We start from the raw sequence: 25,705 nt of genomic DNA, 5'->3' as shown, positions 1-25,705 counted from the left end.
CGTCAGACGGCCTGGCGCTTCAGCTTGCGCCGCTCCCGCTCGGAGAGCCCGCCCCAAATACCGAAACGCTCGTCATGCTGCAACGCGTACTCCAGGCACTCGGCCCGGACCTCGCATGCGCGGCACACCTTCTTGGCTTCGCGCGTCGAGCCGCCCTTCTCCGGAAAAAACGCCTCCGGATCCGTCTGCGCGCACAGCGCGCGCTCCTGCCAGCCCAGCTCTTCGCCGTCGTCTGTGCCGTGCGCCAGCGGGATGACCACCTCGCTCACAGCGCACCTCCCAACCCGTGGAGCCCCCTGGTCGATGCCTTCCCTGCGCTCCGTTCCCCCGAGAAGGCATAGAACTACACCCACGAAATTACACGTGTGTAACACCTGGTCCGTCAAGCGGAACGTGTTTGTGAAGGGACGAACAGGGTCTTTTGGGCTAAGGAGCCGTCTGCTTTGACAGAGGATCAGTTAAGCCATACGTCACTGGGGCGGACGGTTGTCCCGGTACCAATCAGAGCCCTGCTGTTCCTGACCTTGCTGCGGCTGCTGGCCGTACTGCTGCCCGTAGCCCTGCTGCGGCTGCTGGCCCTGCTCGCCGCCGTAGGCCCGCGTCCACTCGCCCGCGGCCTCGTCCTCGGCCTGCTGCGCGGCCTGCTGCTGGCCCTCCTGCGGCTGCTGCTGGCCGTACTGCTGCTGCTGGTACTGCTGATACTGCTCGTACCCCTGCTGCTGCTGAGGCTGCTCGTAGCCCTGCTGCTGGGGCTGCTGTTCGTAGCCCTGCTGCTCGTACCCTTGCTGGCCGTAGCCCTGCTGCTGGGCCTGCTGAGCCTGCTGGCCGTACTGGTCGTAGCCCTGCTGCGCGTAGCCCTGCTGCTGCCCGTACTGGTCGTACCCCTGCTGCTGACCGCCGTACTGCTGCTGACCGTACTGCTGGTACTGCTGCTGCTGGCCGTACTGGTCGTAGCCGGGCGCCACCTGGCCCGCGGCGGGCTTGGGCCGCGCGGGCAGGCCCTGGAAGACCGTGAACACGAACCATCCGGAGACGCCGATCACCGCGAGCTTGGACGCGCCGTAGAGGAACGCCTCCAGCTTGACCGAGCCGCTCGTCCCGTCGCCGAGGTCGGCGAACATGCCCGCCAGCCAGGCGACGACGCCGAACAGCGCGAGTCCGCCGATGACAATCAGGGAGCCGAGCACGACCGTCCGGGCCTGCGGCGTCGGCTCGGCCGAGGTGTGCGTCACCAGCAGCACCGCGACGACGAGCAGCGCCACCGTCGCGACCTGGGTGAAGATCCCGTTCTGGGTCTCGGTGAACGCGCGGATGGAGAACGAGCTCTTCGCGAACTCCGACGACGACGAGGCGATCACGAGGCTGATCAGTCCCGCGAGCAGTTGCAGTCCCGCGGCGGCGAGCAGTACCCAGGCCGCCGGCTCGCGCAGGCGCTGGACGGCTTCCTTGTTCACGACGATTTCTCCAGACGTTGCGGTCCTCTGACCCGCCCCGAGGACGGGCGCATCATTGTGCCCGACGTCGCGATTCCCGCCCACCGCGCAAGCACAGGACGCGGACGACGGCAATCGGATGACAGCGCAAAGCTTTGCACATCGCGCCCGCCCGCGTCTCATTCCGCCTGCGTTCGGCCAGGACCGTCCAAAGCGGGCCGCCACGCCGCGCGCGCCGCCGGGCGGCCTAGGCTGGCCCCATGAAGATCGTGGCACCGGCGGGCGGCATCGGAGCGGCCCGCTTCCTGCGCGGATTGCGGACGGCCGCCCCCGAGGCCGAGATCACGGTGATCGGGAACACGGGCGACGACATCTCCCTGTTCGGCCTGCGGGTCTGTCCCGACCTCGACACCGTGATGTACACGCTCGGCGGTGGAATCAACGAAGAACAGGGCTGGGGCCGCGCGGACGAGACGTTCGCCGTCAAGGCGGAGCTGGCGGAGTACGGGGTCGGGCCGGGATGGTTCGGGCTCGGCGACCGGGATTTCGCCACGCACATCGTCCGGACGCAGATGCTCGCGGCCGGATACCGGCTCTCGGCCGTCACCGAGGCGCTGTGCGCGCGGTGGGAGCCGGGCGTCCGGCTGATCCCGATGACCGACGACCAGGTCGAGACGCACGTCGTCGTGGACGATCCCGAGCACGGCCGCCGCGCGATCCACTTCCAGGAGTGGTGGGTGCGGTTGCGGGCATCGCTGCCCGCGGTGTCGATCGCGCCGGTCGGGGCGGAGGACGCCAAGCCGGCGCCGGGCGTGCTGGACGCGATCGCGGCGGCCGACGTGGTGCTGTTCCCGCCGTCCAACCCGGTGGTGAGCATCGGGACGATTCTGTCGGTTCCCGGCATCCGGGACGCATTGGCGGCGAAGACCGTCGTGGGCGTCTCCCCCATCGTCGGTGACGCGCCGGTGCGCGGCATGGCGGACGCGTGCCTGACCGCGATCGGCGTGGAGACGTCGGCGCGGGCCGTCGCGGAACTGTACGGACCGTCGCTGCTGGACGGCTGGCTGGTGGACGAGGCCGACGCAGGCGTCGCCGTGGACGGCGTCGCGGTGCGGTCGCTGCCGCTGCTCATGAAGGACGCGGCGTCCACCGAGGCCATTGCCGCCGCCGCCCTCGACCTGGCGCGCGAGCTGGCCTCATGATCGAGCCGGAGGCGCGCGGCACCGAGCGCGCCGCAGGCGAGGGGACAACGCCGAGTTTCGAAGTGTTCGGGATACCGGGGCTTCCCGAGATCGCGGAGGGGACTGACCTCGCGGCGCTCGTACCTCTGGATCTCGTACGGGACGGGGACGTACTCGTCGTCACGTCCAAGATCGTCAGTAAGGCTGAGGGCCGGGTGCTGCACGCCGGCGACCGCGAGAAGGCGATCGACGCCGAGACCGTCCGGCTCGTGGCGCGGCGCGAGCATCCGGGCGGCGTCACGCGGATCGTGGAGACGCGGCAGGGGCTCGTGCTGGCGGCGGCGGGTGTGGACGCGTCCAACACCCCGCGCGGGACCGTCCTGTTGCTGCCCGAGAACCCGGACGCGTCGGCACGTCGTCTGCGTGCGGCGCTGCGCGCCCGGGGCCGCGACGTCGCGGTGATCATCTCCGACACGCTCGGCCGGCCGTGGCGCACCGGGCTGACGGACACAGCGATCGGCGTCGCGGGCTTGGATCCGGCTGCCGACCTGCGCGGCGACACCGACGCGCACGGCAACCGGCTGGAGGCGACGATCGTCGCGGTCGCCGACGAGCTGGCGGCGGCGGCCGACCTGGTCAAGGGCAAGCTGGACGGCGTCCCGATCGCGGTGGTGCGCGGCCTCGCCGGGCTCGTCACCCGCGACGACGGGCCAGGCGCGCGCGCCCTGCAGCGTCCCCCGGACGAGGACATGTTCCGGTACGGCTCGCTGGACGTCCTGCACGCGCGCCGCACGATCCGGGAGTTCACGTCCGACCCGGTGGACCCGGCGGCCGTCCGGCGGGCCGTCGCGGCGGCGATCACCGCCCCGGCGCCGCACCACACGACGCCGTGGCGGTTCGTCCTGCTGGAGTCGGCCGGATCCCGGACCCGCCTGCTGGACGCGATGCGCGACGCCTGGGAGGCGGACCTGCGCCGCGACGGCTTCTCCGAGGAGTCGATCACCAAGCGCCTGCGACGCGGGGACGTTCTGCGCCGCGCCCCCTACCTCGTCGTGCCGTGCCTGGTCACCGACGGCGCGCACACCTACCCCGACGACCGCCGCAACACCGCCGAACGCGAAATGTTCACCGTCGCAGTCGGCGCGGCCGTCCAGAACCTCCTGGTCCAGCTGGCGGTCCAGGGCCTCGGCTCCTGCTGGGTCTCCAGCACGATGTTCTGCCGCGACGTCGTCCGCGAAACCCTCTCCCTTCCCACGGACTGGGACCCGATGGGCGCGGTCGGCATCGGCCACCCCGCCGCCCCGCCCCGCGACCGCCCGCCCCGCGACCCCGCCTCCTTCATCGAACTCCGCTGACCGGCGGCCCGTCCTGGTAGCGCTCCAAGATGTGACGGACGTGTGCGGTCGACAGCGGCGCGAACCCGGTCTCGACGCGGACGAGCCAGTCCACCTCGCAGCCGATGCGCTCGGCGGCACGCTCGTAGGACAGGTCGAGGATCTCGCGGGTGCGGCGGAGGTACAGGCCGAGGCGCCAGGAGTCGGCCTTGCGTCGGTCGACGGCCATGCACGGCCCGTCAGCCGTGCCGGGCCGTGAGGTCGGCGAGGACCGACTCGATCATGGCCCGGCTCTCGTCCGGCGGAAATGCCGACTTCTCGATGTGCTTCCACACTGCGAGGAAGTCGTCCGGAGTGATCTCGGCGCCCAGCTCCTCGTGCACGACGCTCACCCGGTCGCTGGCGCTGAAGAACTCGAAGATGTCGAAACGATGCGCTCGATCCTCAAAGAGAGGGAAGCCGAGCGGGGTCGTGCGGATCCTGATGTCGGGGCCGTCCGCGACGTCCAGCAGGTGCCGGAGCTGATCGATCATCACCTGCGGGTCCCGCACCGGCTGTTTCAGCGCCTGCTCGCCGATGAGCGCGTCGATCCGGCGCGGTCGGCCGCCCGCGGTGAGGCGCTGGCGGTGCTCCAGGATGCCCCACGCGGCATCCGGGCCGATCGGGGGGAAGCGGCCCACCGTGATCGTGCGCTCGTATCCCTCCGTCCGGAGCAGCTCCGGGATCACGCTGACATGGTGGCTGCGCACGACCGTCGCATCCGCCTCGCAGATGAGCACGTCCCGAAGGTTGGTGCTGACGTCCGCCGCGTACTTCTCCAGCCAGGACGGGCCATCGGGCCGATGCGCCAGGTCGATCATGACGGTGGCGATCCGCGCGCTGATCACGCCGTAACGCTCCAGGATGCGCTGGACGCGCTCGGGCGTGGGCTCCTCGAACCCCGTCTCGACCCGGACAAGCCACTCGATGTCGCATCCGACCCGCTCGGCCGCCTGCTCGTACGACAACTCCAGGAACTCGCGCGTGTGCCGCAGGTACACCCCCAGGCGGAACATGTTGACCTTGCGGGGACGACGTTCAACTGACATGGCGAACCTCCCGGGACCATCACAGCACCCCGGATCCCATGACGTTCGGTAGTTTCCGAATCCCGCCCCGTAGCGGACGGATGGCGCTCTGGACGGCCCGACCGGCCAGGCGGACCTCGCAGGCTTCCCGCCCAGCGCATACCACCGCAGCCAGGTGCATTTCACGCTTTTTGGCCCGAGTTGACATCTCACAGGGTGCGGGTCGTGCGAACTGCCGTTCGGGCCGTGGATTCCGAACACGGATCTGCCGGTGACACATTTCGAAATAACTGGTCTTGGTTTTATGAACCGACCAACACAAGACGCACTCCACTTGCCGCTGCACGCGCCCGACATATCAGCCGATCATGAACATTCGGGGCTTAGTTATCCACAGGTTGGATCTCATGATGCGATCACCTCGGCGAGGAGGTTCTCATGGGCTCATCCGCTCACGAGGGAAGGACGGAGTCCATGCGAGGCGACAGTGTCGAGGTGCTGGTCGACTGTGGAAGCGGCGACCAGCGCACGTACGTGATGACCGCCGGCCGTGCAGGGCGCTGCCTGGAGGTGGTGGTGTCCGAGGGAATGATCGAGATCCGGGAGAAGTCGCGGACGGGCCGGGTGATTCGAACGATGTGGTTCGCCTTGGCGCGAGTGATTCACGTTATAGAGCAGGGGTGCGGAGACCGGAAAACCTCAACGGGCTCGGGGGCGAGCGCGGCTGAACCCGCCGCTCCGAAAGCTCGTGTCATGGACGCTCGCACCACGGCCGGTCGTGACGTTCCCAGCAGGACCCCGATCGTCGGGACCGTCGCGGGGAGCGCCGTGCCGCCGTCCGGGGACAGCGGCACGGCTCGGGGTCAGGCGGGCGTGAGGCCGAGGGACGGGCGACCGAAGTTGCCTATGCCGTCGGTTCGGCGAGCTGCCGCCAAGCGTTCCTCGGGAACCTCGCCGTAGAGGGTCGTGCGTTGCCTGGCGGGGCGGCCGGCGGCTGCGGCGATCGCTTCCAGCGAGCTGATGGGTTTGTAGGAGCCGTTTTCTGAGCCTGCCATGCGGCTGATCGTTTCTTCCATGAGCGTGCCGCCCAGGTCGTTGACGCCGCCGTGCAGGACTCGGGTGCAGAGTTCGTCGCCCAGTTTCACCCAGGACGTCTGGATGTTGGGGATCGCGTTGTGGAGGAGGATGCGAGCTACCGCGTGGACGGCGATGTTCTCGCGGACGGTCGGGCCGGGACGGGCCAGGCCCGCGAGGTAGATCGGCGCATTGTGGTGAACGAACGGGAGCAGGACGAACTCGCTGAAGCCGCCCGTCCGTTCCTGGATCGAGCGCAGGAGCCGCAGGTGCGCCACCCAGTGCGAAGGCTCGTCCACGTGGCCGTACATCATCGTGGACGTGGTCGGGAGGCCGATCTCGTGGGCCGTCGTGACGACCTCGACCCACTGGTCGGCGGGAAGCTTGCCCTTCGTCAGGACCCAGCGGACGTCGTCGTCCAGGATCTCGGCGGCCGTGCCGGGGAGCGAGTCCACGCCGGCGGCCTTGGCCTCCTGCAGCCATTCGCGGATTGAGAGGTTCGTCCGGGACGCGCCGTTCACGACCTCCATCGGGCTGTAGGAGTGCAGGTGAATGCCGGGGGCGCGGCGTTTCACCTCGCGCGCCAGGTCGAAGTAGGCCGTGCCGGGCAGGTCGGGGTGAATGCCGCCCTGCATGCAGACCTCGGTGGCGCCCGCTGCCCACGCCTCGTCCACGCGGTCGCCGACCTGGGACAGCGACAGCGTGTAGGCGTCCGCGTCGGTGCGGCGCTGCGCGAACGCGCAGAACCGGCAGCCGGTGTAGCAGACGTTGGTGAAGTTGATGTTCCGCGTCACGACGTAGGTGACGTCGTCTCCGACGGCGTCGCGGCGCAGGTCGTCGGCGACGCGGGCGAGCGCGTCGAGCTCGGGGCCGTCGGCGTACAGCAGGGCGAGGGCCTCGTCGTCGGACAGCGCCGACGGGTCGGCCGAGGCGCGCGCCAACGCGGAGCGGACGTCGGCGTCGAAGCGGCGGGGCGCGTCGATCCGCTCGCGCAGCGCGTCCCAGTCGCCGTAGACCGAGTCGAAGTCCTCGCGGCGGTCGGCGGAGCGGCCGGACGCGTCGATCTCGACGTGCAGGTCGGTGCGTCCGGACGGGGCGAACCCGCCGTCCGGCTCCTGCCACGGACGGCCCTCGACCACGGCGTCCTCGCGGGCCAGGCCCGTCCGGGGGTCGGCGAGGGCGGCGACGTGCGCGGCCAGGCGCGGGTCCAGCCACGGCTCGCCGCTCTTCACGTACTCGGGGTAGATCGTCAGACGTTCGCGCAGCTCGAACCCGGCGGCGGCGGTCCGCGCGGCCAACTCGTCGATGTGCGGCCACGGACGTTCGGGATTGACGTGGTCGGGCGTCAGCGGCGACACCCCGCCCCAGTCGTCGATCCCGGCGCGCAGCAGCAGCGCGTACTCGTCCTCGACCAGGTTCGGCGGGGCCTGGACGCGCGCCTTCGGGCCGAGGACGAGCCGCGTCACCGCGACCGTCGCCGCCAGTTCGGCCAGCTCCGCGTCCGGCATGTTCCGCATCTTCGTGTCGGGCTTGGCGCGGAAGTTCTGGACGATGACCTCCTGGATCGCCCCGTACTCGCGCATCGTCCGGCGGATCTCGAAGATCGCGTCGGCACGCTCCTCGATCGTCTCGCCGATCCCGATGAGGATGCCGGTCGTGAACGGGACGTTCGTGCGCCCGGCGTCCTCCAGCACCCGCAGCCGCACCGCCGGGTCCTTGTCGGGCGACCCGAAGTGCGCGCCGCCGCGCTCGGTGAACAGCCGCGTCGCGGTCGTCTCCAGCATCATGCCCATGGACGGCGCGACGGGTTTGAGCCGCTGGAAGTCGCGCCAGGTCAGCACGCCGGGGTTGAGGTGCGGCAGCAGGCCGGTCTCCTCCAGGACGCGGATCGCCATCGCGCGCACGTAGGAGAGCGTGTCGTCATAGCCGTGCGCATCAAGCCATTCGCGGGCGGGCTTCCAGCGATCCTCGGGTCGGTCGCCGAGCGTGAACAGCGCTTCCTTGCAGCCGAGCGCCGCGCCCTGCCGGGCGATCTCCAGGACCTCGTCGGGGCTCAGGTACGGGGAGTCGAGCTTGTGCGGGACGGTCGCGAACGTGCAATAACCGCAGCGGTCACGGCACAGGCGCGTCAGGGGGATGAAGACCTTGCGGCTGTAGGTGACGATCCCGGGCCGTCCGGCGGCTTCGAGACCGGCGTCGCGGGTCCGGGAGGCGTAGGTGAGCAGTTCGTCGAGCTGCACGCCACGCGCGTGCAGCAGGGTCGCGGCCTCGGATCGGTCGAGCGCCTTGCCGTCGCGCGCGCGGGCCAGCGCCCGCCGCAGCGCGGACTCGGCCGGCGGCGTCCTCTTGGCGTCCATGCGGGCACTCTATGCCAAGCGTCATATTTCAGGACGCCCGGGGAGCCCGCCTTCTCAAGCCAGCCATACCCACGAACGATCTATTCCCCGCGTCCCCGCACGAGCCCTGGACGCGCCGCGACGAGCGCGTCCGCCGTGCCGCGCAGCGCGTCCAGCACCGCCCGCACCGACGGACGGACGTCCGCCCCCGCCCGCCGCCACAACTCCATCCGCCGGTGCAGCGGCGCGCCCGCGATGGCCCGGACGACCATGCCCGGCTCGTCGGCGGCGCCCGCGAGGTGCGGCACGATCCCGACCGCCCCGGCCGCGCGGATCAGCCCGAAGATGACGCGCAGGTCGTTGGAGCGGTGCCGGACGTCCGGACGGAACCCGCCCAGCTCCAGGCATGCCCGCTCGACCTGCGCGGCGTGGTTCGTCGTCGCGTACGGCGCGACCCACGCCTCGGCGGCGAGATCGGCGAGCGGGACGGGACCTGCAGCGGCGGCCAACGGGTGTGCGGCGGGAAGCACTACCCCCATCGGTTCGGTGATCAGCACCTCGGAGTCCAGTTCCGGACGTTCCGCGCGCGGCAGGTACGGGTGCTCGTCGGTGAGCGCAACGTCGATCTCCTGCGACGCGAGCCGGTCCAGGATTCCGTCGTCCTCCTCATCGCGGACGTCGATCCGCAGCTCCGGATACGCGGCGGCCAGGCCCGGCAGCGACGGCACGACGACGTTCAGCAGCGCAGTCTGGAATCCGACGACGCGGACCGTCCCGGCGACCCGTCCGCTCGCGGCCAGCGCCGCCTCCTCCGCGCGTTCGGCCTCGGCGAGCAGCGTCCGCGCCCGCTCGGCCAGCACCTCGCCCGCGTCGGTGAGCCGCAGCCGGCGGCCGACCCGCTCGACCAGCGGCACCCCGACCTCGCGCTGGAGCTGGGCGAGCTGCTGCGACACAGCCGACGGGCTGTACCCGAGCGCGTCGGCGACCGCGCCCGCAGTCCCCCGCAGCTTCAGTTCGCGCAGCACCCGCAGCCGTCCGAGGTCGAGCATCGTGAAGGATTCCTTACATGAACAGTGCAGCGATCGTCGCTGGACCTGAACGATGCGGCGATACAGACTTGTAACAAGTCCCGCGGGAACGTCCCCCGGACCCTTGGCCAGGGTCCAGCACCCCAGAACCGGACGGTCCCATCATGTTCACCATTCTCGCCCTCTTCTTGACGATCGCGGCGTTCGGTGCGCTCGCGTACTTCTTCGGCGCGGACTCGCGCGACGGCCGCGACTGGTCCACGAGCGAACGCGACCAACCATCGGAAGAACCCGAAGAGATCAGAACGACCGGTAGTCGCGGACCGCAAGTCGCGGACCGCGCCGCGGCGGACCCGCGCCGGACAGTTCGAGCAGCCTAGTGACGCGGTGCCGGTGGCCGGCGTAGGGCGCGAGCAGTTCGAGCATGCCCGCGTCGTCCACCTTGCGCCCGGTGAGCGCCCAGCCGACCAGGCCGGGCAGGTGGTAGTCGCCGACCGACACCGCGTCGGCGTCGCCCACGGCGCGCTGGCGCACCTCGGCTGCCGTCCACACGCCGACGCCCGGCAGGGACCGCAGCCGGGCCTCGGCCGGATCCTCCTCCAGCCGCGCCGCGACCCGCGCCGCGCGCACGATCGTCCGCGCCCGGACGGCTTCGGCGCCCGACCGGTGCCACTCCCAGGACGGGATCCGCGCCCACACGTCCGGCGGCGGGGGCACGCGCAGCGCCGGGGCGCCCGGCGCGGGCGTGCCGAAGCGGCGCAGCAGGTAGCGCCAGGCCCGGAACGCCTCCACGCCCAGCACCTTCTGCTCCAGGACAGCCGGGACGAACGCCTCGAAGACCCGGTTCGTCCGTCCGACCCGTAGGCCGGGGACGCGCGTCGCGATGTCGCGCAGCACGGGATGGACGGGGTCGAAGCCGTCTGTCGAGTCCCGCGCGCCGAGCAGATCTGGGACGTTCTCCAGCAGCCAGGCCGCGCCCGGCCCCCACGCCGTCGCCCGCACCGTCGCGCCCGTCTGGACGATCCGCAGCGTGCCGGGGCCGTCGGGCGTGAAGGACGCGCGCCAGATCCCGCCCGCCCCGTCCACCCGGAACGCCGGATCGCCGTGGCCGCGCCGGTGCGGGGCCAGCACCCGGCCCACGTCCAGCGGCCAGGGCGGCGCCCACTCGCGTTCGCTCCCGGTCACCGGCACAGGTTACGCGGAACTGACGAATCGTCCGCGATCCTGGGGGCACGGGAACGATCGGAGGCCGGACATGCGCGTCCTGGTGGTGGAGGACGAACGGCTGCTCGCCGATGCGATCGCGGAGTGGCTGCGGCGCGAGGCGCTGGCAGTGGACGTCGCGCTCGACGGCGATCGCGCGCTGGAACGGCTCGCGGTGGACGACTACGACGTCGTCGTGCTGGACCGGGACCTGCCCGTCGTCCATGGCGACGACGTCTGCCGGTCCATCGTCGCGTCCGGGGCGCGGACGCGGGTTCTGATGCTGACGGCGGCGTCGGCCGTCCGGGACCGCGTGGCCGGGCTCGGGATCGGCGCCGACGATTACCTGTCCAAGCCGTTCGCGTTCGCGGAACTGTCGGCCCGCGTCCACGCCCTGATGCGCCGCGCGGTGCCCGCAGCGCCGCCGGTCCTGCGGCGCGACGGGCTGACCGTGGACGTCGCGCGCCGTGAGGTCAGCCGGGACGGCCGGATCGTCCCGCTCGGGAACCGGGAGTTCGCGGTGCTGGCCGAGCTGCTGCGCGCGGACGGCGCCGTCGTCTCCGCCGAGGACCTGCTGGAACGGGTGTGGGACGAGAACATCGACCCGTTCACCAACATCGTCCGGATGACGGTGATGAAGCTGCGCCGCAAGCTCGGCGACCCGCCCCTCGTGGTGACCGTCCCGGGGGCGGGCTACCGGATCTAGGCGGCGAGCGCGACGGTCGGGGAGACGCGGGACGCGCGCGCCGCCGGGTAGAGGCCCGCGACCGTCCCGACCAGCAGCGTCGCGGCGAGCGCGCCGGCGGGCACCCACCATGGCAGCGCGACCGGGACGTCCCGCGCGAACGCGTACCCGGCGGTGACCAGCGCGCCGAGCCCCGCGCCCGCGACGCCGCCGAGCGACGACAGCAGCAGCGACTCGGTGAGGAACTGCGTCCTGATCTGCCCGCGCGTGGCGCCGAGCGACCGGCGCAGCCCGATCTCGCGGCGCCGCTCCAGCACCGAGATCACCATCGTGTTGGCGACGCCGATGCCGCCGACGAGCAGCGCGACGACGCCGAGGCCGAGCAGGGTCCCGGTGAACGCCTTGTCGGCTGCGGCGCGGGCGGCGAGCGCGTCGGACGGACGGCTCACGTCCACCTGCTCCGGGTGCTCGGGGTCGATCGTGCCCGCGAGGACGGCCCGGACGGCTTCCACGGTCTCCGGTGTGGACCGCTCGTAGATCGTGGTGGGCGCGCCGTCGAAGCCGAGTCGGTCGCGGGCGGTCTGCCAGCCGACCAGCGCGGACCGCTCGATGTCGGGCGCGAGCGGCGCGGGGCCGAGGATCCCGGTGACGGTGTACCAGCGGTCGTCGATCCACACGGGTGTCCCGGCCTCCTGCACGCCGAGCCGGTCGGCGGCGACGGAGCCGAGCACCACGGCCGGGTAGCGGGCCGTGGCGGCGTTGAGCCAGGTGCCACTGACGACCGTCACGTCCAGTGTGCGCAGCAGGTCGGGGGTCGCGGCGCTGACGCCGACGCCGCCGGTCTCGGTCGCGGGGATCTTGTCTGTGCGGCGGATCGAAGCGTCGGTGGCGCCGACCGCGCCGACCGTCTTCACCCCGTTCACGGAACGCGTCATCTCGACCGAGCGTTCCGGGAGCGACACCTTGCCGCCGAGGAGACTGTTCCCCGGCGACGCGGTGAGCAGATTGGTGCCGAGCCTGTCCAGTTCGGCGAGCAGGTCCGCCCGGTTGGACGACGAGATCCCGAGCACCGCCACCATCGTCGCGATCCCGATCGCGATGCCGAGCGCGGACAGCACGGCCCGCAGCGGCCGGGTCCGCAGGCCGGTCGCGCCGACGCGCAGCGTGTCGCGCGTGCTCAGCCGCGCGGGCGTGTACGTCGTCATGGCGTGCCTCCGCCGACCTCGCCGTCACGGACACCGATGCGGCGCGGGACGCTCGCCGCGACCTCGGTGTCATGCGTGATGATCACGACGGTCGTCCCGGCGGCGTTCAGCTCCGTGAGCAGCGCCAGCACGCCGTTCCCCGACGCGGTGTCGAGGTTGCCGGTCGGCTCGTCGGCCAGCAGCAGGCGCGGGTCGCCGACCACCGCGCGCGCGACCGCCACCCGCTGCCGCTCCCCACCCGACAGCTCGTGCGGACGGTGCTTCAGCCGGTGCCCGAGCCCGACCCGCTCCAGCGCGGCGGCGGCCCGGCGGCGGCGCGTCCGCAGGTCCACGCCCGTGTAGAGCAGGCCGTCGGCGACGTTGTCGACGCAGCTCACGCCGTCGGACAGATGGAACTGCTGGAACACGAACCCGATGAGCCGCGCCCGCAGCGCCGACAGTTCCCGGTCGCCGAGCGCGTTCACGTCCTGCCCGGCGACGCGGACGGTCCCGGTCGTCGGACGGTCCAGCGTCCCGACCAGGTTCAGCAGCGTCGACTTCCCCGACCCCGACGGCCCCACGATCGCGACCAGCTCACCCTCGGCGATCTCCAGTGACACGGCGCGCAGCGCGGCGACGCCGCCGGGGTACTCCTTGCCGACGCCGGTCAGCTCCACGATCGGTGTCATCGCGCGGGCACCCCGACCTTCGTCCCGGCGGCCAGGCCCGCGCCGCGCACCTCTACGCGCGTGTCGCCGTACAGTCCGGTCTCGACGGGGACGAGCCGGACCGTCCCACCGGACACGACCTGCACCGCGTATCCGCCCTCGCGCCGCGCGACCAACGCCTCCAGCGGCACCGACAGCACGTCCCGGTGCCGCTCGCTCTCCAGCTCGACGCTCACCGGGGCCTGGTCGAGGCGGCCCGCGTCCTTCGGGCGGTCCAGGACGACGTCCACCTCGATCGTCGCCTTCGTGCCGCTCGTCTGGCCGTTCGCCGGCGCGGGCGCGGTGGCGACCGTGCCGACCGCGCTGATCCGGCCCGGGACCGTCCTGCTCCCGGGGAGTTCGACGCTCACCTTCGCGCCCTTGCGGGCCATCCTCTGGTCGGCGGCGTCCAGGTCGATCCGGACGAGCCGGTCCGTGCCCGTCGTCGTCAGCACCGGCTGGCCGTCGCCGAGCCGCCCGCCGACCGGGACGGGCAGGGCCGTGACCCGCGCCGCGCCCCGCGCGAACGCGATCTGCGACCCGTCGATCTGGCCGGTCTCGGGGAGGTCCCGGTCGTCCTGCCAGCGCTCGACCGCGTCGGCGGTGTCGGCGGTGAAGTGGTCGTCCACGGTGAATCCGCCGTAGCCGAGGGCCTTGAGGTTGGTTTCGAGCTGGCGGACGTCCCGGCCGTCCGCGACGCCCGCGTACAGCGGCCGGTAGATCGGTTCCGTGCCGTACATCAGCGTGACGGGCTTGCCGTTGAGGTCGTAGAGCGTGCGCCCGCGCCGGACGGTCGCGCCTTCGGCGGGCAGCCAGGTGATCTTCCCGGACGCCCCGGCCGTCAACTTCACCTCGTCGCCGTAGCCGAGCGTGCCGTCCACGGTCTCGGTGTCGACCAGGTCGCCGCGCTCGACGGTCGCCGTGTCCTTCGGGAGTCGTGTCGGCTTCGTGTCGTCGTTCCCGCCTCCGGCCAGCGACGCGGCCGTCAGCGCGCCCGCCGCGAGGACCGCCGCCACGGCTCCGCCCGCGACGGCGATCCCCCGCCTCATCGGCCGCCTCCGCGCAGCGCGTCCAGCGTGCTCTTGCACTTGTCGGCCGCCGCCTTGAAGCGCGGCGAGTCGCGGTCGACGGACCCGAAGTCTGGCTGGCCGTTCTTCGGATCGGGCAAGTCCACGCCGTTGGCGCGCATGCAGCGGGCGAACTTCAGCAGCGCGTCCTGCGCCTCGGGGCTCTTGAGCCTGTCCAGGACGCCCGCCGGCAGCTTGTCCTGGCACTGCGTCAGCGCCTTGGTGTCGCGCAGCTTCGTCCGGTCTGCCTCCGACATCCAGTTCCCGAGGTTCTGGCCCGGCTTGGGATCCGGAACGTCCATACCGTGCTGCCGAAGGCACTGCGCGAACGCCACGAACTGGTCGTTCCCGGACGGCGTGGACCCGCCGCCAGCCTTGTCGTCCGAGCCGCCGCACGCCGTCAGCGAAAGCGCCGCCGCGACCGTCACGACCAAAACTCTCCCCATCATCGTGATCTCCTCCGTGTCGGTGGACCGGAGTAGATCGGCCGCGCGGTAACCACGGCGTAACCCGGACGTTTACGCCCAGGTGACGGACGGGACGCCACGCTGGGCGCCATGCGTTTCACGACCCGGGCCAAGACCGCCCTGCTGCGGCACTGGACGATGCGGGCCAAGCTCACCGCCCTGTACGCGGGGACGTTCCTGCTCGCGGGCGGCCTCCTGCTCGGCGTGACCTACGTGCTCGTCCAGCAGCGCCTGGAGCGGCAGTCGGGCGTCTCGGAGCGGGAGCGCGCCGCGCTGCTGAAGAACCCGATGTTCCAGCGGGCCACCGCCGCGAAGCTGACCATGCCGGACGGCCGCCGGGTCACGCTCGGCGACATCGCCGCGACCCTCCAGGCCGAGCAGGAGCGCTACCGCCGCGAGACCATGACGTCCCTGCTCACCCAGGGCGGCGTGGCGCTCGCCGGGACGGGCCTGATCGGAACGATGTTCGGCTGGCTGCTCGCCGGACGCGGGCTGCGGCCCGTCCACCGCATCACCGAGACCGCCCGCCGGATCGCGGCGGGCGCGGACCGGGGGCTGCACGAGCGCATCGGCCTGTCCGGGCCGCCGGACGAGATCAAGAAGCTCGCCGACACGTTCGACCTCATGCTCGACCGCCTGGACCGGTCCTTCGACGGGCAGCGCCGCTTCATCGCCGGCGCGTCCCATGAGATGCGCACCCCGCTCGCCGTCAACCGGGCGCTGATCGAGGTGGCCGTCACCCGGCCCGGCGTGTCCGCCGACGCCCGCGAGCTGGGCACGACGCTGCTGGAGATCAACACGCGGCACGAACGGCTCATCGACGGCCTCCTCGTCCTCGCCGACGCGCGCAACGAGCCCGCCGAGCCCTCCCCGGTCGACCTCGCCGAGCTGACCGGCGGCGTCCTCGCCGACGCCACCGACGACGCCGCGCGGCACGACGTCGAGGTCCAGCCCGGCGACCTGCGCGCGGCGCCCGTCTCCGGCGACCCTTACCTGCTCGAACGGCTCGTGCAGAACCTCGCGGAGAACGCCGTCCGGCACAACCGGCCCGGCGGGACGATCACCGCCCGCACCGCGACCGACGGCGACCGCGCCGTCCTGGAGATCTCCAACACCGGCCCGGTCGTCCACGGCCACCAGACCGAGGCGCTGTTCCAGCCGTTCCGGCGGCTCGGCGACCGGCGGACGGGCGGGGACCGGGGGTTCGGGCTCGGGCTGTCGATCGTCCGGGCCATCGCCGGATCGCACGGCGGGACGGCCACCGCGACACCGCGCGCCGGCGGCGGACTCACCGTGACCGTGACGCTGCCCGCGCGGCCGCCCGAGGCCAGCTAGGCGTCGGTGGAGAACCGGACGGCCGTCGCCGGAAGCTCGATCCCCGGCCACAGGCGCAGCCCGTCGCGCAGCTCGTTGCCCGGACCGACGACCGCCGCGTCGCCGAGGATCACGCCGTCCAGCGTCGCGCCCGGACCGACGCGCGCGCCCCGGCTCAGCACCGAGTCGCGGACGGTCGCGCCCTCCGCCACGAACGCGTCGTCCAGCAGCACGCTGCCGATCACGGTCGCGCCCGCCTCGATCACCGCGCCGCGGCCGACCGTCGTGCCGCCGCGCACCACCGCGCCGCGCGCGACGACCGCCCGGTCCAGCACGAGCCGCTGGCCGGGGTCGCCGGGCATCGCCGGGGACGACAGCTTGCCGAGCACGAGGTCCCGCGAGCCCTGCACGAACGCTTCGGGCGTGCCGACGTCCAGCCAGTACGCCGACTCGACGTACCCCATCACGGTGGCGCCGGACGCGATCAGCGACGGGAACGTCTCCCGCTCCACCGACACGACCTCGCCCTCCTCGATCGTGTCGATCGCCGAGCGCCGGAACACGTAGCAGCCCGCGTTCACCTGGTTCGTCGCCGGGCGCGCGGTCTTCTCCAGGAACGCCGTCACCCGGCCGGACGCGTCCGTCGGGACGACCCCGAACCGGCGCGGGTCCTCCACCTCGGTCAGGTGCAGGGTGACGTCCGCTTCCGCCGCCGTGTGCAGCGCGGCCTGCGCCTTCACGTCATGGCCGGACAGGATGTCGCCGTTGAGGATGAGCACCGGGTCGTCCGGGCCGGACTCCAGCGCCGTGGAGGCGTTCCGGATCGCGCCGCCGGTGCCGAGCGGCTGCCGCTCGCTGACGTAGCACAGCTCGACGCCGTACGCGCTGGTGCCGAACGCGGCCTCGAACATCTCCGCGCGGTAGGACGTCGCGAACACGATCCGCGTCACGCCGAGCGCGCTCGCACGGGCGAGCTGGTGCGCCAGGAACGCCACCCCCGCCGTCGGCAGCAGCGGCTTCGGCGTCGAGATCGTCAGCGGGCGCAGCCGTGTGCCCCGCCCCCCGACCAACAGGATCGCTTCCACTGGGCTCCTCCTCGGCGCGCCGGGCACGACCCGGCCTCCCACGACGTCCGGGCGAGCCTACTGTGCGTACCCCGTCGAAGATCACCGGGAACTTCGTCAGCGTTTACGGGCCTGGAGGAGGACGATGCTGCCGCGCTCGTTCGGGGCGCCCCGGTCGCCGAGCGCGACCAGCGGGGCCAGCGGAGCGGCGGCGTTGAAGCCGACCTTCCCGCCGTAGGTGGACAGCGACAGGTACAGGCGCTCGGCGGCCGCCGTGCGGAACTGGTAGGAGTGCCGGACGAGATCGAGGCCGCGCTCGTCCAGCAGCTTCCCGAGCGACTCGTGGGTGTAGGTGTGCTGCACGTGGTACTTGGCCTTGTGCGCGTCGCGGAGCTTCGGCCAGGCGTCGGCGCGGCTCAGGACGTCCGCCGACATGAAGATCTGGCCGCCCGGCTTGAGGACGCGCGCCATCTCGTCCAGGCTCCTGCCGCCGTCGTCGAAGTGCTCGATCGCGCAGACCGACAGGATCGCGTCGAACGAGTCGTCGGCGAACGGCAGCCGCAGCGCGTCGCACTCGATCAGCGCGGGCGCGTGCGCGAGCGCTGCGCCGTAGACCATCTTCTTGCGCGCCAAGTCGATCGAGACGGCCTCCGCGCCCCGCCTGCGGGTGAGCCCGGCCCAGTAGCCGTCGCCGCCCGCGACGTCCAGGACGCGGCGTCCGCGCAGGTCGCGGCCCATCCAGTCGAGCAGCGTCCCGGCTTCGCGATACCGGCAGACATGCACCTGATGCCCCAGGAAGGCGACCACATCCGAGAGTTTCACCCGCGCCACCCTACCGGCGCCGTCCCCTAACCTTGGGCGGGTGAGATCCAAGGCCGCCGTCCTACGGGCGCTGCGCGTGCTCCTCGTGCTGCTCGCGCTCGCGTTCTGCGTGTACGGCGTCGCCTCGCGCTGGGACGACACCGTCCGCGCGTTCCGCGAGATGTCCTGGTACGCCCTGGCCGGCTCGCTCGCGTTCGGGCTCGCGGGGCTCGTCGCGTGGACGCTCGGCTGGCGCGCGTTCCTCACCGGCCTCGGCTCCCGCCTACCGCTGGCGGCCGCGTTCCGCATCTCGGCGATCTCCGGGCTCGGGAAGTACGTGCCCGGCATGGTGTGGGTCGTCGTCACGCAGGTCGAACTGTCGCGCGAGCACCGCGTCCCGCGTGCTCGCAGCTTCAGCGCGTCCGTCCTGGCGGTCGCGACGTCCACCGCGTGCGGGCTCGCCGTCGCCGCCGCCACGCTGCCGTTCACGTCGGCGACGGCGCGCCGCGACTACTGGTGGATGCTCCTGTTCGCGCCCGTCCTGCTCGCCGCGCTTCACCCGCGCATCGTGACGTGGGCGCTGAACACGGCCTTGCGGCTCGCCCGGCAGCCGCCGCTGGAGCACGCGGTGGGCTTCCCTGCGATGGCCCGCGCTGTCGGCTGGACGCTGCTCGGCTGGCTGCTGTTCGGCGGGCACCTGTGGCTGCTGTGCCTGGCCGTCGGCGGGGACGGGCCGCGCCTGGCGTTCCTTACGACGGGCGGCTACGCGCTGGCGTTCGTCGCGGGGCTGCTGGTGTTCCTCGCACCTGGCGGCCTCGGCGCACGCGAGGCGGTCATGACGGCGGTGCTGGCTCCGGTGCTCCCGGCGGGCGCGCCGCTCGTCGTGGCGATCACGTCCCGGGTGGTGCTGACGCTGGCCGACCTGCTCTACGCGGGCGCGTGCGCCTTGGCCGCCCGCCGCCCTGCGGCGACGCCTGCCGAACCCGAACGCGAGCTGGTCCCCCCGGCCAAAGACTGAGCCCGCTGCTTTCCGGCCTGGGGCAGGAGCGGCCGTCGGGCTCTTCCCGCGCGAGCGAACGCGGTGGGTCGAGTGGGTCAGGGCGTGGTGAGGGCTTCGACGTAGGCGTTCCAGAGAGGGCCGTCGTCCAGGCGTTCGATGCCCGCGCGCAGGCGTTCCGGCTCTCCGGGAGCGTAGAAGCGCGTGAGGGCGGCGGTGAGGGACGGGACGTCGTCGGGCTCGCAGAGCAGGCCGTCCACGCCGTCGCGGACCTGGCCGGGAAAGCCGCCGACGCGGGTCGCGATCACCGGGACGCCGTGTTCGTGCGCCATCCAGACGTTCTGCGACGCGGTGGCCGTCCGGTACGGCAGGACGAGCGCGTCGGCGGCGTCGAACAGTTCCGGGACCTGCGCGGCCGGGACGTAGCCGGGGCGCAGCTCGACGCGGCCGTCCAGGCCGAGGTCGCCGATGAGCGCGCGGGTCTCGTCCAGACCGCCCCAGAACTCGCCCGCGACGGTCAAGGCGACGTCGGCGGGCCCGGCCGCCAGCGCGCGCAGCAGGACGTCCAGGCCCTTGTAAGGCCGCACCATGCCGAAGAACAGCAGCCGACGCCGCACCCCGCCGTCCCGGACGCCCTTCGCGGCGGCGGGCAGGTGGGGGGGCATCTCGGCGACGGTCACCGGACGGCCGGTCAGCGTCCGCGCCAGAGCGGCCTGTTCGCCGGAGTGGACGAGCACGCCGCCCACCCGGCGCAACAGCGCCCGCATCAGCGGACGGTCGTAGGGCCGGCGTTCGTGCGGCAGGACGTTGTGGCACAGCGCGACCGTCCGCGCGCGGCGCCCGAGACCGGCGAGGATCCCCAGGTAGGACGGCACCTGCACCGGGCTGAGCACCGCGAGGACCACGAGGTCGGCCGAGCGCAGGGAGCGTCCGGTGCGCCACCAACCGTCCGGGCGCCGCCAGTCCAGCGCACGGCGCGTCGCGGGGAACGGCTCGCCCTCGGGGTCGTCGATCGTCTGCTGCCCGGGGTACAGGAACGCCGGGTACTGCGCCCGCCACGACTCTACGGCGACGTCGTGCCCGGCCGCCGCGAGCCGGTGCGCCAGCTCGGTCGTGTGGTGCGCGCCGCCGCCCTTGTACGGGAACGCCGGACCGACGATCGCGATCCGCACTAGACGTCGCCGCGTGATCGGACGATCAGGTCCGCGAGCAGCGCCAGCGACGCGATGATCAATCCCGTCACGAAGATCATGATGGTGTTGTTGGCGAAATAGCCGAAGTGGACCACCATGTCGAACACGCCCTTGCCGAGCCCGATGACCAGCAGCCACAGCGCCAGCGGCATCAGGACCTTGAGCGGGTTGAAGTACATGACCATCCGCAGGACCTGCAGGATGTAGCGGTAGGCGTCCTTGGTGAAGTGGAACTTGGACGTCCCCGCCCGCTTGGCGTAGTCGATCGGCAGGTACTGCACCGGGTGCTGGTTCGACAGGAACGCGATCGTGATCGTCGTGACGCAGGAGAACCCGGGCGGCAGCAGCCGCAGGTACGGCAGCGCGACCGACTTGCGGAACGCCCGCAGGCCCGAGTTCAGGTCCGGGATCTTGGTGTTGGTCAGGCGCTCGGCCGTCTTGCGGATGAACCACTTGGCGGGCACCCGCAGAAGCTTGTGCGTGCCCTCCTCGGTGCGGCGCCACCCGACGACCTGGTCCACCGACGGGTCGGTGTCGAGGACGTCGACCAGCTCGGGGATCCGCTCGTTCGGGTAGGTCATGTCCGCGTCGGTCCACACGACGATCTCGCCGCGCGCCTGCTGGCTGCCGATCCGGCGGACGGTCCCGGAGCCGCTGTTGTGCTGGAACGCCACGACGCGCATGTGCGGGAACCGGGGGGCGGCCTCGCGCAGTTTGGCGAGGGTGTCGTCGGTGGACCGGTCGTCCACCGCGAGCAGCTCGTAGGACTTGCCGCTGGCGTCCATCGCCGCGCAGATCCGCTCGACCTCCGCGATCACGTGGTCCTGCTCGTTGTAGCAGGGCAGGACGATCGTGACATGGACGCCGGCGGCGGGGGCGACGGGCTCCGTCCGGTCCTCCGGCAGGGTCCCCGGGGCGGCCCCGGCCTCGGGAGCGGGCACGGACACGGGAACGGCCTCGGTGGCGGATTCGGTGCTCACGCAGCGCGAGGATACCGGTCCCGCGCTCACGGGGGTGACGGGACGGCGATCCAGACGTCCGCCGACATCCCCCACGTACCGGTCGGCGCCGTGGTCAGCGCGCGCTGGTCCTGCCGGGTGCGCAGCCGCATGATCTGCGCGGGCTGCCCGTACGGCTCGACCTTCGCCGGGGAGCCGCCGACGATGACGGGGCGCCGTCCGGCCTTGTAGATCGCCTTGATGATGGCCCGGACGGTGTCCTGTTTGGCGAGGTCGTCCACGCGCGCGGCGGGCAGCCCGCACATGCCCCGGGCGACCTGAAGGAACCGGTCGGACGCCGCGCGGTCCACGAACAGCAGGGACCGGCCCGCGCCCCCGAACCCGTCGCACATCTTCCGGACGGCCGCGATCTCGTGCTGCTCGGTGCGCTGCGCCATGACCCCCGCCGACGACAGCGGGATCGGGACGAGCAGCAGCAGCCCCGCCGCGACGGCCGTGGCGCACACCGCGCGGGGGCCGAAGCCCGTCCGGCGCATCCGGCGCAGCGCGTACGCGGTCGCCCACAGCGCCAGCAGGATCACACCGGGGACGACGACGGGCAGCAGCCGCCGCGCCGCGAACGGGTGGTCGGGGGTGATCGCGGGACGGTAGAGGGTCGTGACGGTCGTCCAGCCGATGACGGCGAGCAGCGGGAGCAGGCGGCGCGCCTTCCCGCGCAGCATCTTCCGGACGATCAGCGCCGCCCCGAACGACGCGAGCAGCACCGCCGGGATGCCGACGTACCAGGTCACCCAGTACAGGGACAGCTCCGAGTACTGCCGGGTGCCGTCGACCGGAAGGTGGTCGAGCTGCTGGATCTGGGCGATGAACTCGGAGTTCAGCCGGTCGTCGAGGTTCGTCGGGACGCGCCGGACCGTCTGGTAGAGCGGACGCAGCGCGAACGCCGTCATGACGAGCAGTGTCAGCACCGCGGCGGCGGACGGGACGGGCCCGCGCGCGACCGCGTCCGCCAGCCCGCGCAGCCGCCGCCCGGTGGCCGGGACGCGCAGCAGCACGACCGTCAGGGCCGTCAGGACGATTAGCGCCCCCGTCATCGCCAGCAGCGGGTTGAGCGAGGCGTGCAGGTACTTGAGATACGGACGGGAGAGAACGAAGCCCTCCGTCAGCCCCGCTCCGGCGCCCACGGCGAGCCCGAGCGCCAGCGGCGCGCCCACCCGCGTCCAGCGGCGGCCGAGGCCGAGCAGCACCCCGGCGATCAGGACGAGCGGGAACAGGTCGCGCAGCGCGTCGATGCGGCACAGCACGATCAGCCCGAAGGCGAGCCCCGCAAGCCCGGCGCGGACGCGCGGACGGGAGCGGGACGCGTCGTCCAGCAGCGCCAGGCCGCCGAGCATGAGCACCAGCGCGGGCAGTTCGCTGTAGGTGGAGCGCGAGCCCCAGGCCATCGGGGTCGTCAGCGCGAGCATCAGCGCGCCGAGCGGGGCGAAGCGGGGGCCGACGAACCGGGCGACGACGCCGCCGAACGCCAGCACGCAGCCCGCGCCGATCAGCGGGGCCATGAGCGTCATGCCGTGCCACCCGCCGAGCCAGCCGCCGAACGTCAGCAGCAGCGGCAGGCCCGCCATGAACTGCGGGACGACCGAATCCCCGTCCTCGTAGAACGCCGGGCTGTCGTAGTGCAGCGCCGGGTCGCCGCCCGCGAACGCCCAGTGCATCTGCGGGATCGGCAGCGAGCCGTGGTCGGTCAGCCAGACGGCGAACTGGAAGTAGGACGCCGCGTCCCGCCGGACGATGATCTGCTCGGAGCACATCACCGCCTGGACCGCGAAGAAGGCGAGTGCGACCCCGACGACACCGAGGACTGACCACCAGGGCACGGGCACGGGGTCGTCGGCGTCCGTGCGGCGCAGGCCGAGCCAGAGGAACACGCCCGCGACGGGCACGAACAGGACGAGCGCCGGGCCGGGCCGCAGCACCCCGGCAAACAGCAGCGGGAGCGTGACCGTCAGCCACGCGACGACGAGCAGCGCGGGGATCACCGTGAGCCGTGCGAGCAGCCGCGCCGCGATCACTCTGGACCTCCGCGAACGTCCACCCGGCCGCGGGCGGCGGAGCCGCCGCGGGCGCCGCGCCCTCCCCGGGCACGGGCGGTCGCGATCGTAGTCAGGGCCGATGACCTGCCGCAACCGCCGAGGATCATGGGCGGAGCGGCGTTCTGCCTCTACGCTCGCCCCATGACCGACGAGCCTGGACCGGCGGCGCGCACCCCCGCCGAGCTGCTGCGGCGGCGGGTGGCCGACGACCCGGCGCGCCCGCTGGTGACCTTCTACGACGACGCCACGGGCGAGCGGGTCGAGTTGTCGGCCCGCACGTTCGACAACTGGGTCGCCAAGACGGCGAACCTGCTCGTGGACGAGTTCGGCGCCGGCCCGGGGGGCGTGGAGCACGCGGTGCTCGTTCTGCCGGAGCACTGGCAGTCGGCGGTGTGGCTGATGGCCTGCTGGTCGGCCGGGGTGGCGGTGCGGGTCGTGGATCCGGCCGATCCGCTCGCGGACGTGGAGCCGCCCGACGCGCCCTACCTGCTCGCGGTGGCCGAGGAGGCGCTCGCGGACGTCCTGGACGGCTCCCCGCTCGGCGCGGACGCCGACGAGATCGTCGGGCTGTCCCTGCACGCGCTCGGCGGGCCGCTGTCGGCCGCGCCGCCCGGCGTCACCGACTACGCAGTGGAAGTGCGCGCACACGGAGACCGATTCAGGCCACCGGCGGGCGCCGGACCGGATACACTCGCCCTAAGTGTGACAAAGGACACACTCACGGCGGATGAACTGGTCGGCGCAGCAGCCCGTTTCGCCGCGAAATGGGCGCTGGACTCGCAGGACCGGCTGTTCGTTGCCATGTCCTTCGCCACACTCGACGGTCTTCTGGCGAGCCTCCTTGCCCCGCTAGTCTCAGGAGCTTCCGTCATAATCCAACGAAACTTTGACAAAACGCTTCTCGATCGCCGGCTGACCCTCGAACATGTGACCGCGGTCGTCGGGGCGCCCGGAGGCAATGACGCAACCGGGTCCGTCCGCCGGCTCACCTGACCTACGCTCGATCGTCCGATCCCCGCCCGTCCCACCGGAGCCGATGAACAGCAACCCGATGTACATGGAGTACGTCGACGACGCCGATCCCCAGCCGGCGCGTCGGCGTGGCTGGCGCATCCTCGGCTGGGTGTCGATCGGCCTGTCGGCGGTCACCGTCATAGGCGCTCTCACCGGCTACGGGCTCTACCGGAACGCGCTCGGCAACATCGCCCGCGAGGACATCAACGCGAGCGTCGGCCCGAACCGGCCGAAGAAGCTCAACAACGCGATGAACATCCTCGTCCTCGGGTCGGACACGCGGGCGGGCGCCAACGCCAAGTACGGGCGCGGGATGAAGAACGAACCACCGCGCTCGGACACGATGATCCTCATGCACCTGTCGCCGGGCGGGAAGTCGGCGATCGGCATCAGCTTCCCGCGCGACCTGCTCGTGCCCATCCCCGCCTGCAGGACGCACAGCGGCGGGATGAGCGCGCCGGCGAGCCGGGCGATGATCAACTCGTCGTTCACCACGGGCGGCGCGGCATGCACGATCAAGACGATCGAGTCGCTGACCGACATCAAGATCGACCACTTCGTGCAGCTCGACTTCACCGCCGTCAAGAACGTCACCAAGGCCGTGGGCGGGGTCGAGGTCTGCCTGACGCAGGACGTCAACGACCGGGACTCCAAGCTTCACCTCACCCGGGGCAAGCACGTCATCAGCGGCGACACCGCGCTGGCCTACGTCCGCAACCGGCACGGGCTCGGCGACGGCTCCGACACCCAGCGCATCAAGCGGCAGCAGAAGTTCATCGGCTCGCTCGCCAACAAGATCCTCAGCGCCGGGACGCTCAGCAACCCGTCAAAGCTGATCAAGCTCCTCAACGCGACGACCAAGAGCCTCGTCGTCGACAAGGAGCTGAACGACGGCGAGATGATGCAGCTCGCACAGAGCATGTCCGGGTTGTCGTCGGGCAAGCTGCGGTTCGTGACCGTCCCGTCCGGGCCTGACGCGGCGGATCCGAACCGCGTCGCACTGTCGTCCACCGCCGGGACGTTCTTCACGGCGATCCGGAACGACAAGGCCGTCCCCGCCCCGGCCAAGACGACGGCCGCGAAGATCCCGCCGAGCCAGGTCTCGGTGCGGGTCTACAACGGCAGCGGGATCGCGGGCCAGGCCAACCGGGTCGCGACCGACCTCAAGGCCAAGGGCTTCCAGGTCACGGTCGGCGGCAACGCTTCGTCCACGGCGAAGACCAAGGTCCTGTACGGTTCTGGAGCGGACCAGCAGGCGGCGACGCTCGCCGGCCAGATCCAGAACGCGCCGGGGCCCAAGGCGTACGCGTCGGCGGCGGCGGGTGTGGTGAACCTCGTCGTCGGACGCGACTGGGACGGCGTCAAGGGCGCCCAGGCGGGCATTCCCAAGCAACAGGGCGAGATCAAGGCCAGCGACAACATCTGCAAGGGGGCCTGACCCGCGGCGTGGCCCGGTGACGGGGCGGCGCGGCGGCGATGGCCGGACGCACCGACGAGGAGACCG

General features: G+C 72.1%; 23 protein-coding genes. 7 read left to right on the top strand and 16 right to left on the bottom strand.

Annotated features, from left to right (window positions below):
• Positions 1-2 precede the first annotated feature (2 nt).
• Both BTM25_RS06830 and BTM25_RS06825 read right to left on the bottom strand, forming a co-directional pair.
• Positions 3-269, bottom strand: coding sequence for a WhiB family transcriptional regulator (locus BTM25_RS06830; RefSeq protein ID WP_019629142.1), 267 nt, complete (start codon positions 267-269; stop codon positions 3-5).
• A 201-nt stretch (positions 270-470) separates the two neighbouring features.
• Positions 471-1,454 carry a hypothetical protein gene (locus tag BTM25_RS06825; RefSeq protein WP_103561851.1) on the bottom strand — a complete coding sequence of 328 codons (984 nt, stop codon included), beginning with the start codon at positions 1,452-1,454 and terminating at the stop codon, positions 471-473.
• 239 nt (positions 1,455-1,693) lie between these two features.
• Here BTM25_RS06825 and cofD point away from each other — a divergent pair, with 239 nt between their 5' ends.
• The gene (gene cofD, locus BTM25_RS06820) at positions 1,694-2,635 is read left to right on the top strand and encodes a 2-phospho-L-lactate transferase (protein WP_103561850.1); all 942 of its coding nucleotides are present in this window, start codon (positions 1,694-1,696) and stop codon (positions 2,633-2,635) included.
• The gene (locus BTM25_RS06815) at positions 2,632-3,969 is read left to right on the top strand and encodes a coenzyme F420-0:L-glutamate ligase (protein WP_103561849.1); all 1,338 of its coding nucleotides are present in this window, start codon (positions 2,632-2,634) and stop codon (positions 3,967-3,969) included. Before cofD ends, BTM25_RS06815 begins: the two co-directional genes overlap by 4 nt.
• Here BTM25_RS06815 and BTM25_RS06810 read toward each other — a convergent pair.
• The 5 genes from BTM25_RS06810 to BTM25_RS06790 all read right to left on the bottom strand — a co-directional run bounded on the left by BTM25_RS06810 (position 3,953) and on the right by BTM25_RS06790 (position 10,638).
• A complete protein-coding gene (locus tag BTM25_RS06810; protein ID WP_103561848.1) occupies positions 3,953-4,177 on the bottom strand; it encodes a helix-turn-helix domain-containing protein in 225 nt (74 codons plus the stop codon). The genes BTM25_RS06815 and BTM25_RS06810 overlap by 17 nt on opposite strands.
• A 10-nt stretch (positions 4,178-4,187) precedes the next feature.
• On the bottom strand, positions 4,188-5,036 hold the full coding sequence (locus BTM25_RS06805; RefSeq protein ID WP_168212032.1) for a helix-turn-helix domain-containing protein: 849 nt from the start codon (positions 5,034-5,036) through the stop codon (positions 4,188-4,190).
• Positions 5,037-5,878: 842 nt separating this feature from the next.
• A complete protein-coding gene (locus BTM25_RS06800; RefSeq protein WP_103561846.1) occupies positions 5,879-8,446 on the bottom strand; it encodes a bifunctional FO biosynthesis protein CofGH in 2,568 nt (855 codons plus the stop codon).
• Between the two features lie 80 nt (positions 8,447-8,526).
• The gene (locus BTM25_RS06795; RefSeq protein ID WP_103561845.1) at positions 8,527-9,474 is read right to left on the bottom strand and encodes a LysR family transcriptional regulator; all 948 of its coding nucleotides are present in this window, start codon (positions 9,472-9,474) and stop codon (positions 8,527-8,529) included.
• Between the two features lie 279 nt (positions 9,475-9,753).
• Positions 9,754-10,638: a DNA-3-methyladenine glycosylase family protein gene (locus tag BTM25_RS06790; protein WP_103562804.1), complete on the bottom strand. Its 885-nt coding sequence runs from the start codon at positions 10,636-10,638 to the stop codon at positions 9,754-9,756.
• Between the two features lie 70 nt (positions 10,639-10,708).
• On the opposite strand from BTM25_RS06790, the gene BTM25_RS06785 reads away from it, so the two are divergent.
• The gene (locus tag BTM25_RS06785) at positions 10,709-11,362 is read left to right on the top strand and encodes a response regulator transcription factor (protein WP_103561844.1); all 654 of its coding nucleotides are present in this window, start codon (positions 10,709-10,711) and stop codon (positions 11,360-11,362) included.
• On the opposite strand, the gene BTM25_RS06780 is transcribed toward BTM25_RS06785, so the two are convergent.
• Genes BTM25_RS06780 through BTM25_RS06765 form a run of 4 tightly spaced genes read right to left on the bottom strand, consistent with a single transcriptional unit; the run spans position 11,359 to position 14,748 of the window.
• On the bottom strand, positions 11,359-12,546 hold the full coding sequence (locus tag BTM25_RS06780; RefSeq protein WP_103561843.1) for an ABC transporter permease: 1,188 nt from the start codon (positions 12,544-12,546) through the stop codon (positions 11,359-11,361). The genes BTM25_RS06785 and BTM25_RS06780 overlap by 4 nt on opposite strands.
• Complete coding sequence (locus BTM25_RS06775) at positions 12,543-13,214, bottom strand: ABC transporter ATP-binding protein (protein WP_103561842.1); 672 nt, start codon at positions 13,212-13,214, stop codon at positions 12,543-12,545. The genes BTM25_RS06780 and BTM25_RS06775 overlap by 4 nt, the downstream gene beginning before the upstream one ends.
• Positions 13,211-14,281 (bottom strand): efflux RND transporter periplasmic adaptor subunit, encoded by a 1,071-nt coding sequence (locus tag BTM25_RS06770; RefSeq protein WP_103561841.1) that lies wholly within the window; start codon positions 14,279-14,281, stop codon positions 13,211-13,213. Before BTM25_RS06770 ends, BTM25_RS06775 begins: the two co-directional genes overlap by 4 nt.
• The gene (locus tag BTM25_RS06765; protein WP_146058988.1) at positions 14,278-14,748 is read right to left on the bottom strand and encodes a hypothetical protein; all 471 of its coding nucleotides are present in this window, start codon (positions 14,746-14,748) and stop codon (positions 14,278-14,280) included. Before BTM25_RS06765 ends, BTM25_RS06770 begins: the two co-directional genes overlap by 4 nt.
• 108 nt (positions 14,749-14,856) lie before the next feature.
• Here BTM25_RS06765 and BTM25_RS06760 point away from each other — a divergent pair, with 108 nt between their 5' ends.
• Positions 14,857-16,101 (top strand): sensor histidine kinase, encoded by a 1,245-nt coding sequence (locus BTM25_RS06760; protein ID WP_168212031.1) that lies wholly within the window; start codon positions 14,857-14,859, stop codon positions 16,099-16,101.
• Here BTM25_RS06760 and manB read toward each other — a convergent pair.
• Positions 16,098-17,165 (bottom strand): mannose-1-phosphate guanylyltransferase, encoded by a 1,068-nt coding sequence (manB, locus tag BTM25_RS06755; RefSeq protein WP_103561839.1) that lies wholly within the window; start codon positions 17,163-17,165, stop codon positions 16,098-16,100. The two genes, BTM25_RS06760 and manB, sit on opposite strands and share 4 nt — an antisense overlap.
• Before the next feature lie 96 nt (positions 17,166-17,261).
• Entirely contained in the window at positions 17,262-17,966 is a 705-nt protein-coding gene (locus BTM25_RS06750; protein ID WP_205647980.1) for a class I SAM-dependent methyltransferase, read from the bottom strand.
• A 40-nt stretch (positions 17,967-18,006) separates the two neighbouring features.
• On the opposite strand from BTM25_RS06750, the gene BTM25_RS06745 reads away from it, so the two are divergent.
• Complete coding sequence (locus BTM25_RS06745) at positions 18,007-18,963, top strand: lysylphosphatidylglycerol synthase transmembrane domain-containing protein (protein WP_103561837.1); 957 nt, start codon at positions 18,007-18,009, stop codon at positions 18,961-18,963.
• Between the two features lie 77 nt (positions 18,964-19,040).
• Here the strand turns inward: BTM25_RS06745 and BTM25_RS06740 are convergent, their stop codons facing one another.
• The 3 genes from BTM25_RS06740 to BTM25_RS29525 form a co-directional block, all read right to left on the bottom strand.
• Positions 19,041-20,114 (bottom strand): glycosyltransferase family 4 protein, encoded by a 1,074-nt coding sequence (locus tag BTM25_RS06740; RefSeq protein WP_103561836.1) that lies wholly within the window; start codon positions 20,112-20,114, stop codon positions 19,041-19,043.
• Positions 20,114-21,040 (bottom strand): glycosyltransferase family 2 protein, encoded by a 927-nt coding sequence (locus BTM25_RS06735; protein ID WP_205648066.1) that lies wholly within the window; start codon positions 21,038-21,040, stop codon positions 20,114-20,116. The genes BTM25_RS06740 and BTM25_RS06735 overlap by 1 nt, the downstream gene beginning before the upstream one ends.
• A 101-nt stretch (positions 21,041-21,141) precedes the next feature.
• On the bottom strand, positions 21,142-23,166 hold the full coding sequence (locus BTM25_RS29525; RefSeq protein WP_103561834.1) for a hypothetical protein: 2,025 nt from the start codon (positions 23,164-23,166) through the stop codon (positions 21,142-21,144).
• A 162-nt stretch (positions 23,167-23,328) separates the two neighbouring features.
• On the opposite strand from BTM25_RS29525, the gene BTM25_RS06725 reads away from it, so the two are divergent.
• Together BTM25_RS06725 and BTM25_RS06720 are read left to right on the top strand one after the other, a co-directional pair.
• Entirely contained in the window at positions 23,329-24,180 is an 852-nt protein-coding gene (locus BTM25_RS06725; protein WP_103562802.1) for a TIGR03089 family protein, read from the top strand.
• Positions 24,181-24,223: 43 nt separating this feature from the next.
• On the top strand, positions 24,224-25,639 hold the full coding sequence (locus BTM25_RS06720; RefSeq protein ID WP_168212030.1) for an LCP family protein: 1,416 nt from the start codon (positions 24,224-24,226) through the stop codon (positions 25,637-25,639).
• The last annotated feature ends 66 nt before the right edge of the window (positions 25,640-25,705 follow it).

Origin of the sequence: Actinomadura rubteroloni (assembly GCF_002911665.1) — a bacterium.
Lineage (GTDB): Bacteria > Actinomycetota > Actinomycetes > Streptosporangiales > Streptosporangiaceae > Spirillospora > Spirillospora rubteroloni.
This window is presented reverse-complemented; position numbering and strand designations above follow the sequence as displayed.

Excerpts from the sequence above, each read along its gene's own strand:
- BTM25_RS06815 (WP_103561849.1), top strand. The coding sequence starts at position 2,632 with ATGATCGAGCCGGAGGCGCGCGGCACCGAGCGCGCCGCAGGCGAGGGG.
- BTM25_RS06800 (WP_103561846.1), bottom strand. The coding sequence starts at position 8,446 with ATGGACGCCAAGAGGACGCCGCCGGCCGAGTCCGCGCTGCGGCGGGCG.
- BTM25_RS06805 (WP_168212032.1), bottom strand. The coding sequence starts at position 5,036 with ATGTCAGTTGAACGTCGTCCCCGCAAGGTCAACATGTTCCGCCTGGGG.
- BTM25_RS06785 (WP_103561844.1), top strand. The coding sequence starts at position 10,709 with ATGCGCGTCCTGGTGGTGGAGGACGAACGGCTGCTCGCCGATGCGATC.
- BTM25_RS06725 (WP_103562802.1), top strand. The coding sequence starts at position 23,329 with ATGACCGACGAGCCTGGACCGGCGGCGCGCACCCCCGCCGAGCTGCTG.
- BTM25_RS06795 (WP_103561845.1), bottom strand. The coding sequence starts at position 9,474 with ATGCTCGACCTCGGACGGCTGCGGGTGCTGCGCGAACTGAAGCTGCGG.
- BTM25_RS06780 (WP_103561843.1), bottom strand. The coding sequence starts at position 12,546 with ATGACGACGTACACGCCCGCGCGGCTGAGCACGCGCGACACGCTGCGC.
- BTM25_RS06760 (WP_168212031.1), top strand. The coding sequence starts at position 14,857 with ATGCGTTTCACGACCCGGGCCAAGACCGCCCTGCTGCGGCACTGGACG.
- BTM25_RS06720 (WP_168212030.1), top strand. The coding sequence starts at position 24,224 with ATGAACAGCAACCCGATGTACATGGAGTACGTCGACGACGCCGATCCC.
- BTM25_RS06775 (WP_103561842.1), bottom strand. The coding sequence starts at position 13,214 with ATGACACCGATCGTGGAGCTGACCGGCGTCGGCAAGGAGTACCCCGGC.
- BTM25_RS06770 (WP_103561841.1), bottom strand. The coding sequence starts at position 14,281 with ATGAGGCGGGGGATCGCCGTCGCGGGCGGAGCCGTGGCGGCGGTCCTC.
- cofD (WP_103561850.1), top strand. The coding sequence starts at position 1,694 with ATGAAGATCGTGGCACCGGCGGGCGGCATCGGAGCGGCCCGCTTCCTG.
- BTM25_RS06765 (WP_146058988.1), bottom strand. The coding sequence starts at position 14,748 with ATGATGGGGAGAGTTTTGGTCGTGACGGTCGCGGCGGCGCTTTCGCTG.
- BTM25_RS06810 (WP_103561848.1), bottom strand. The coding sequence starts at position 4,177 with ATGGCCGTCGACCGACGCAAGGCCGACTCCTGGCGCCTCGGCCTGTAC.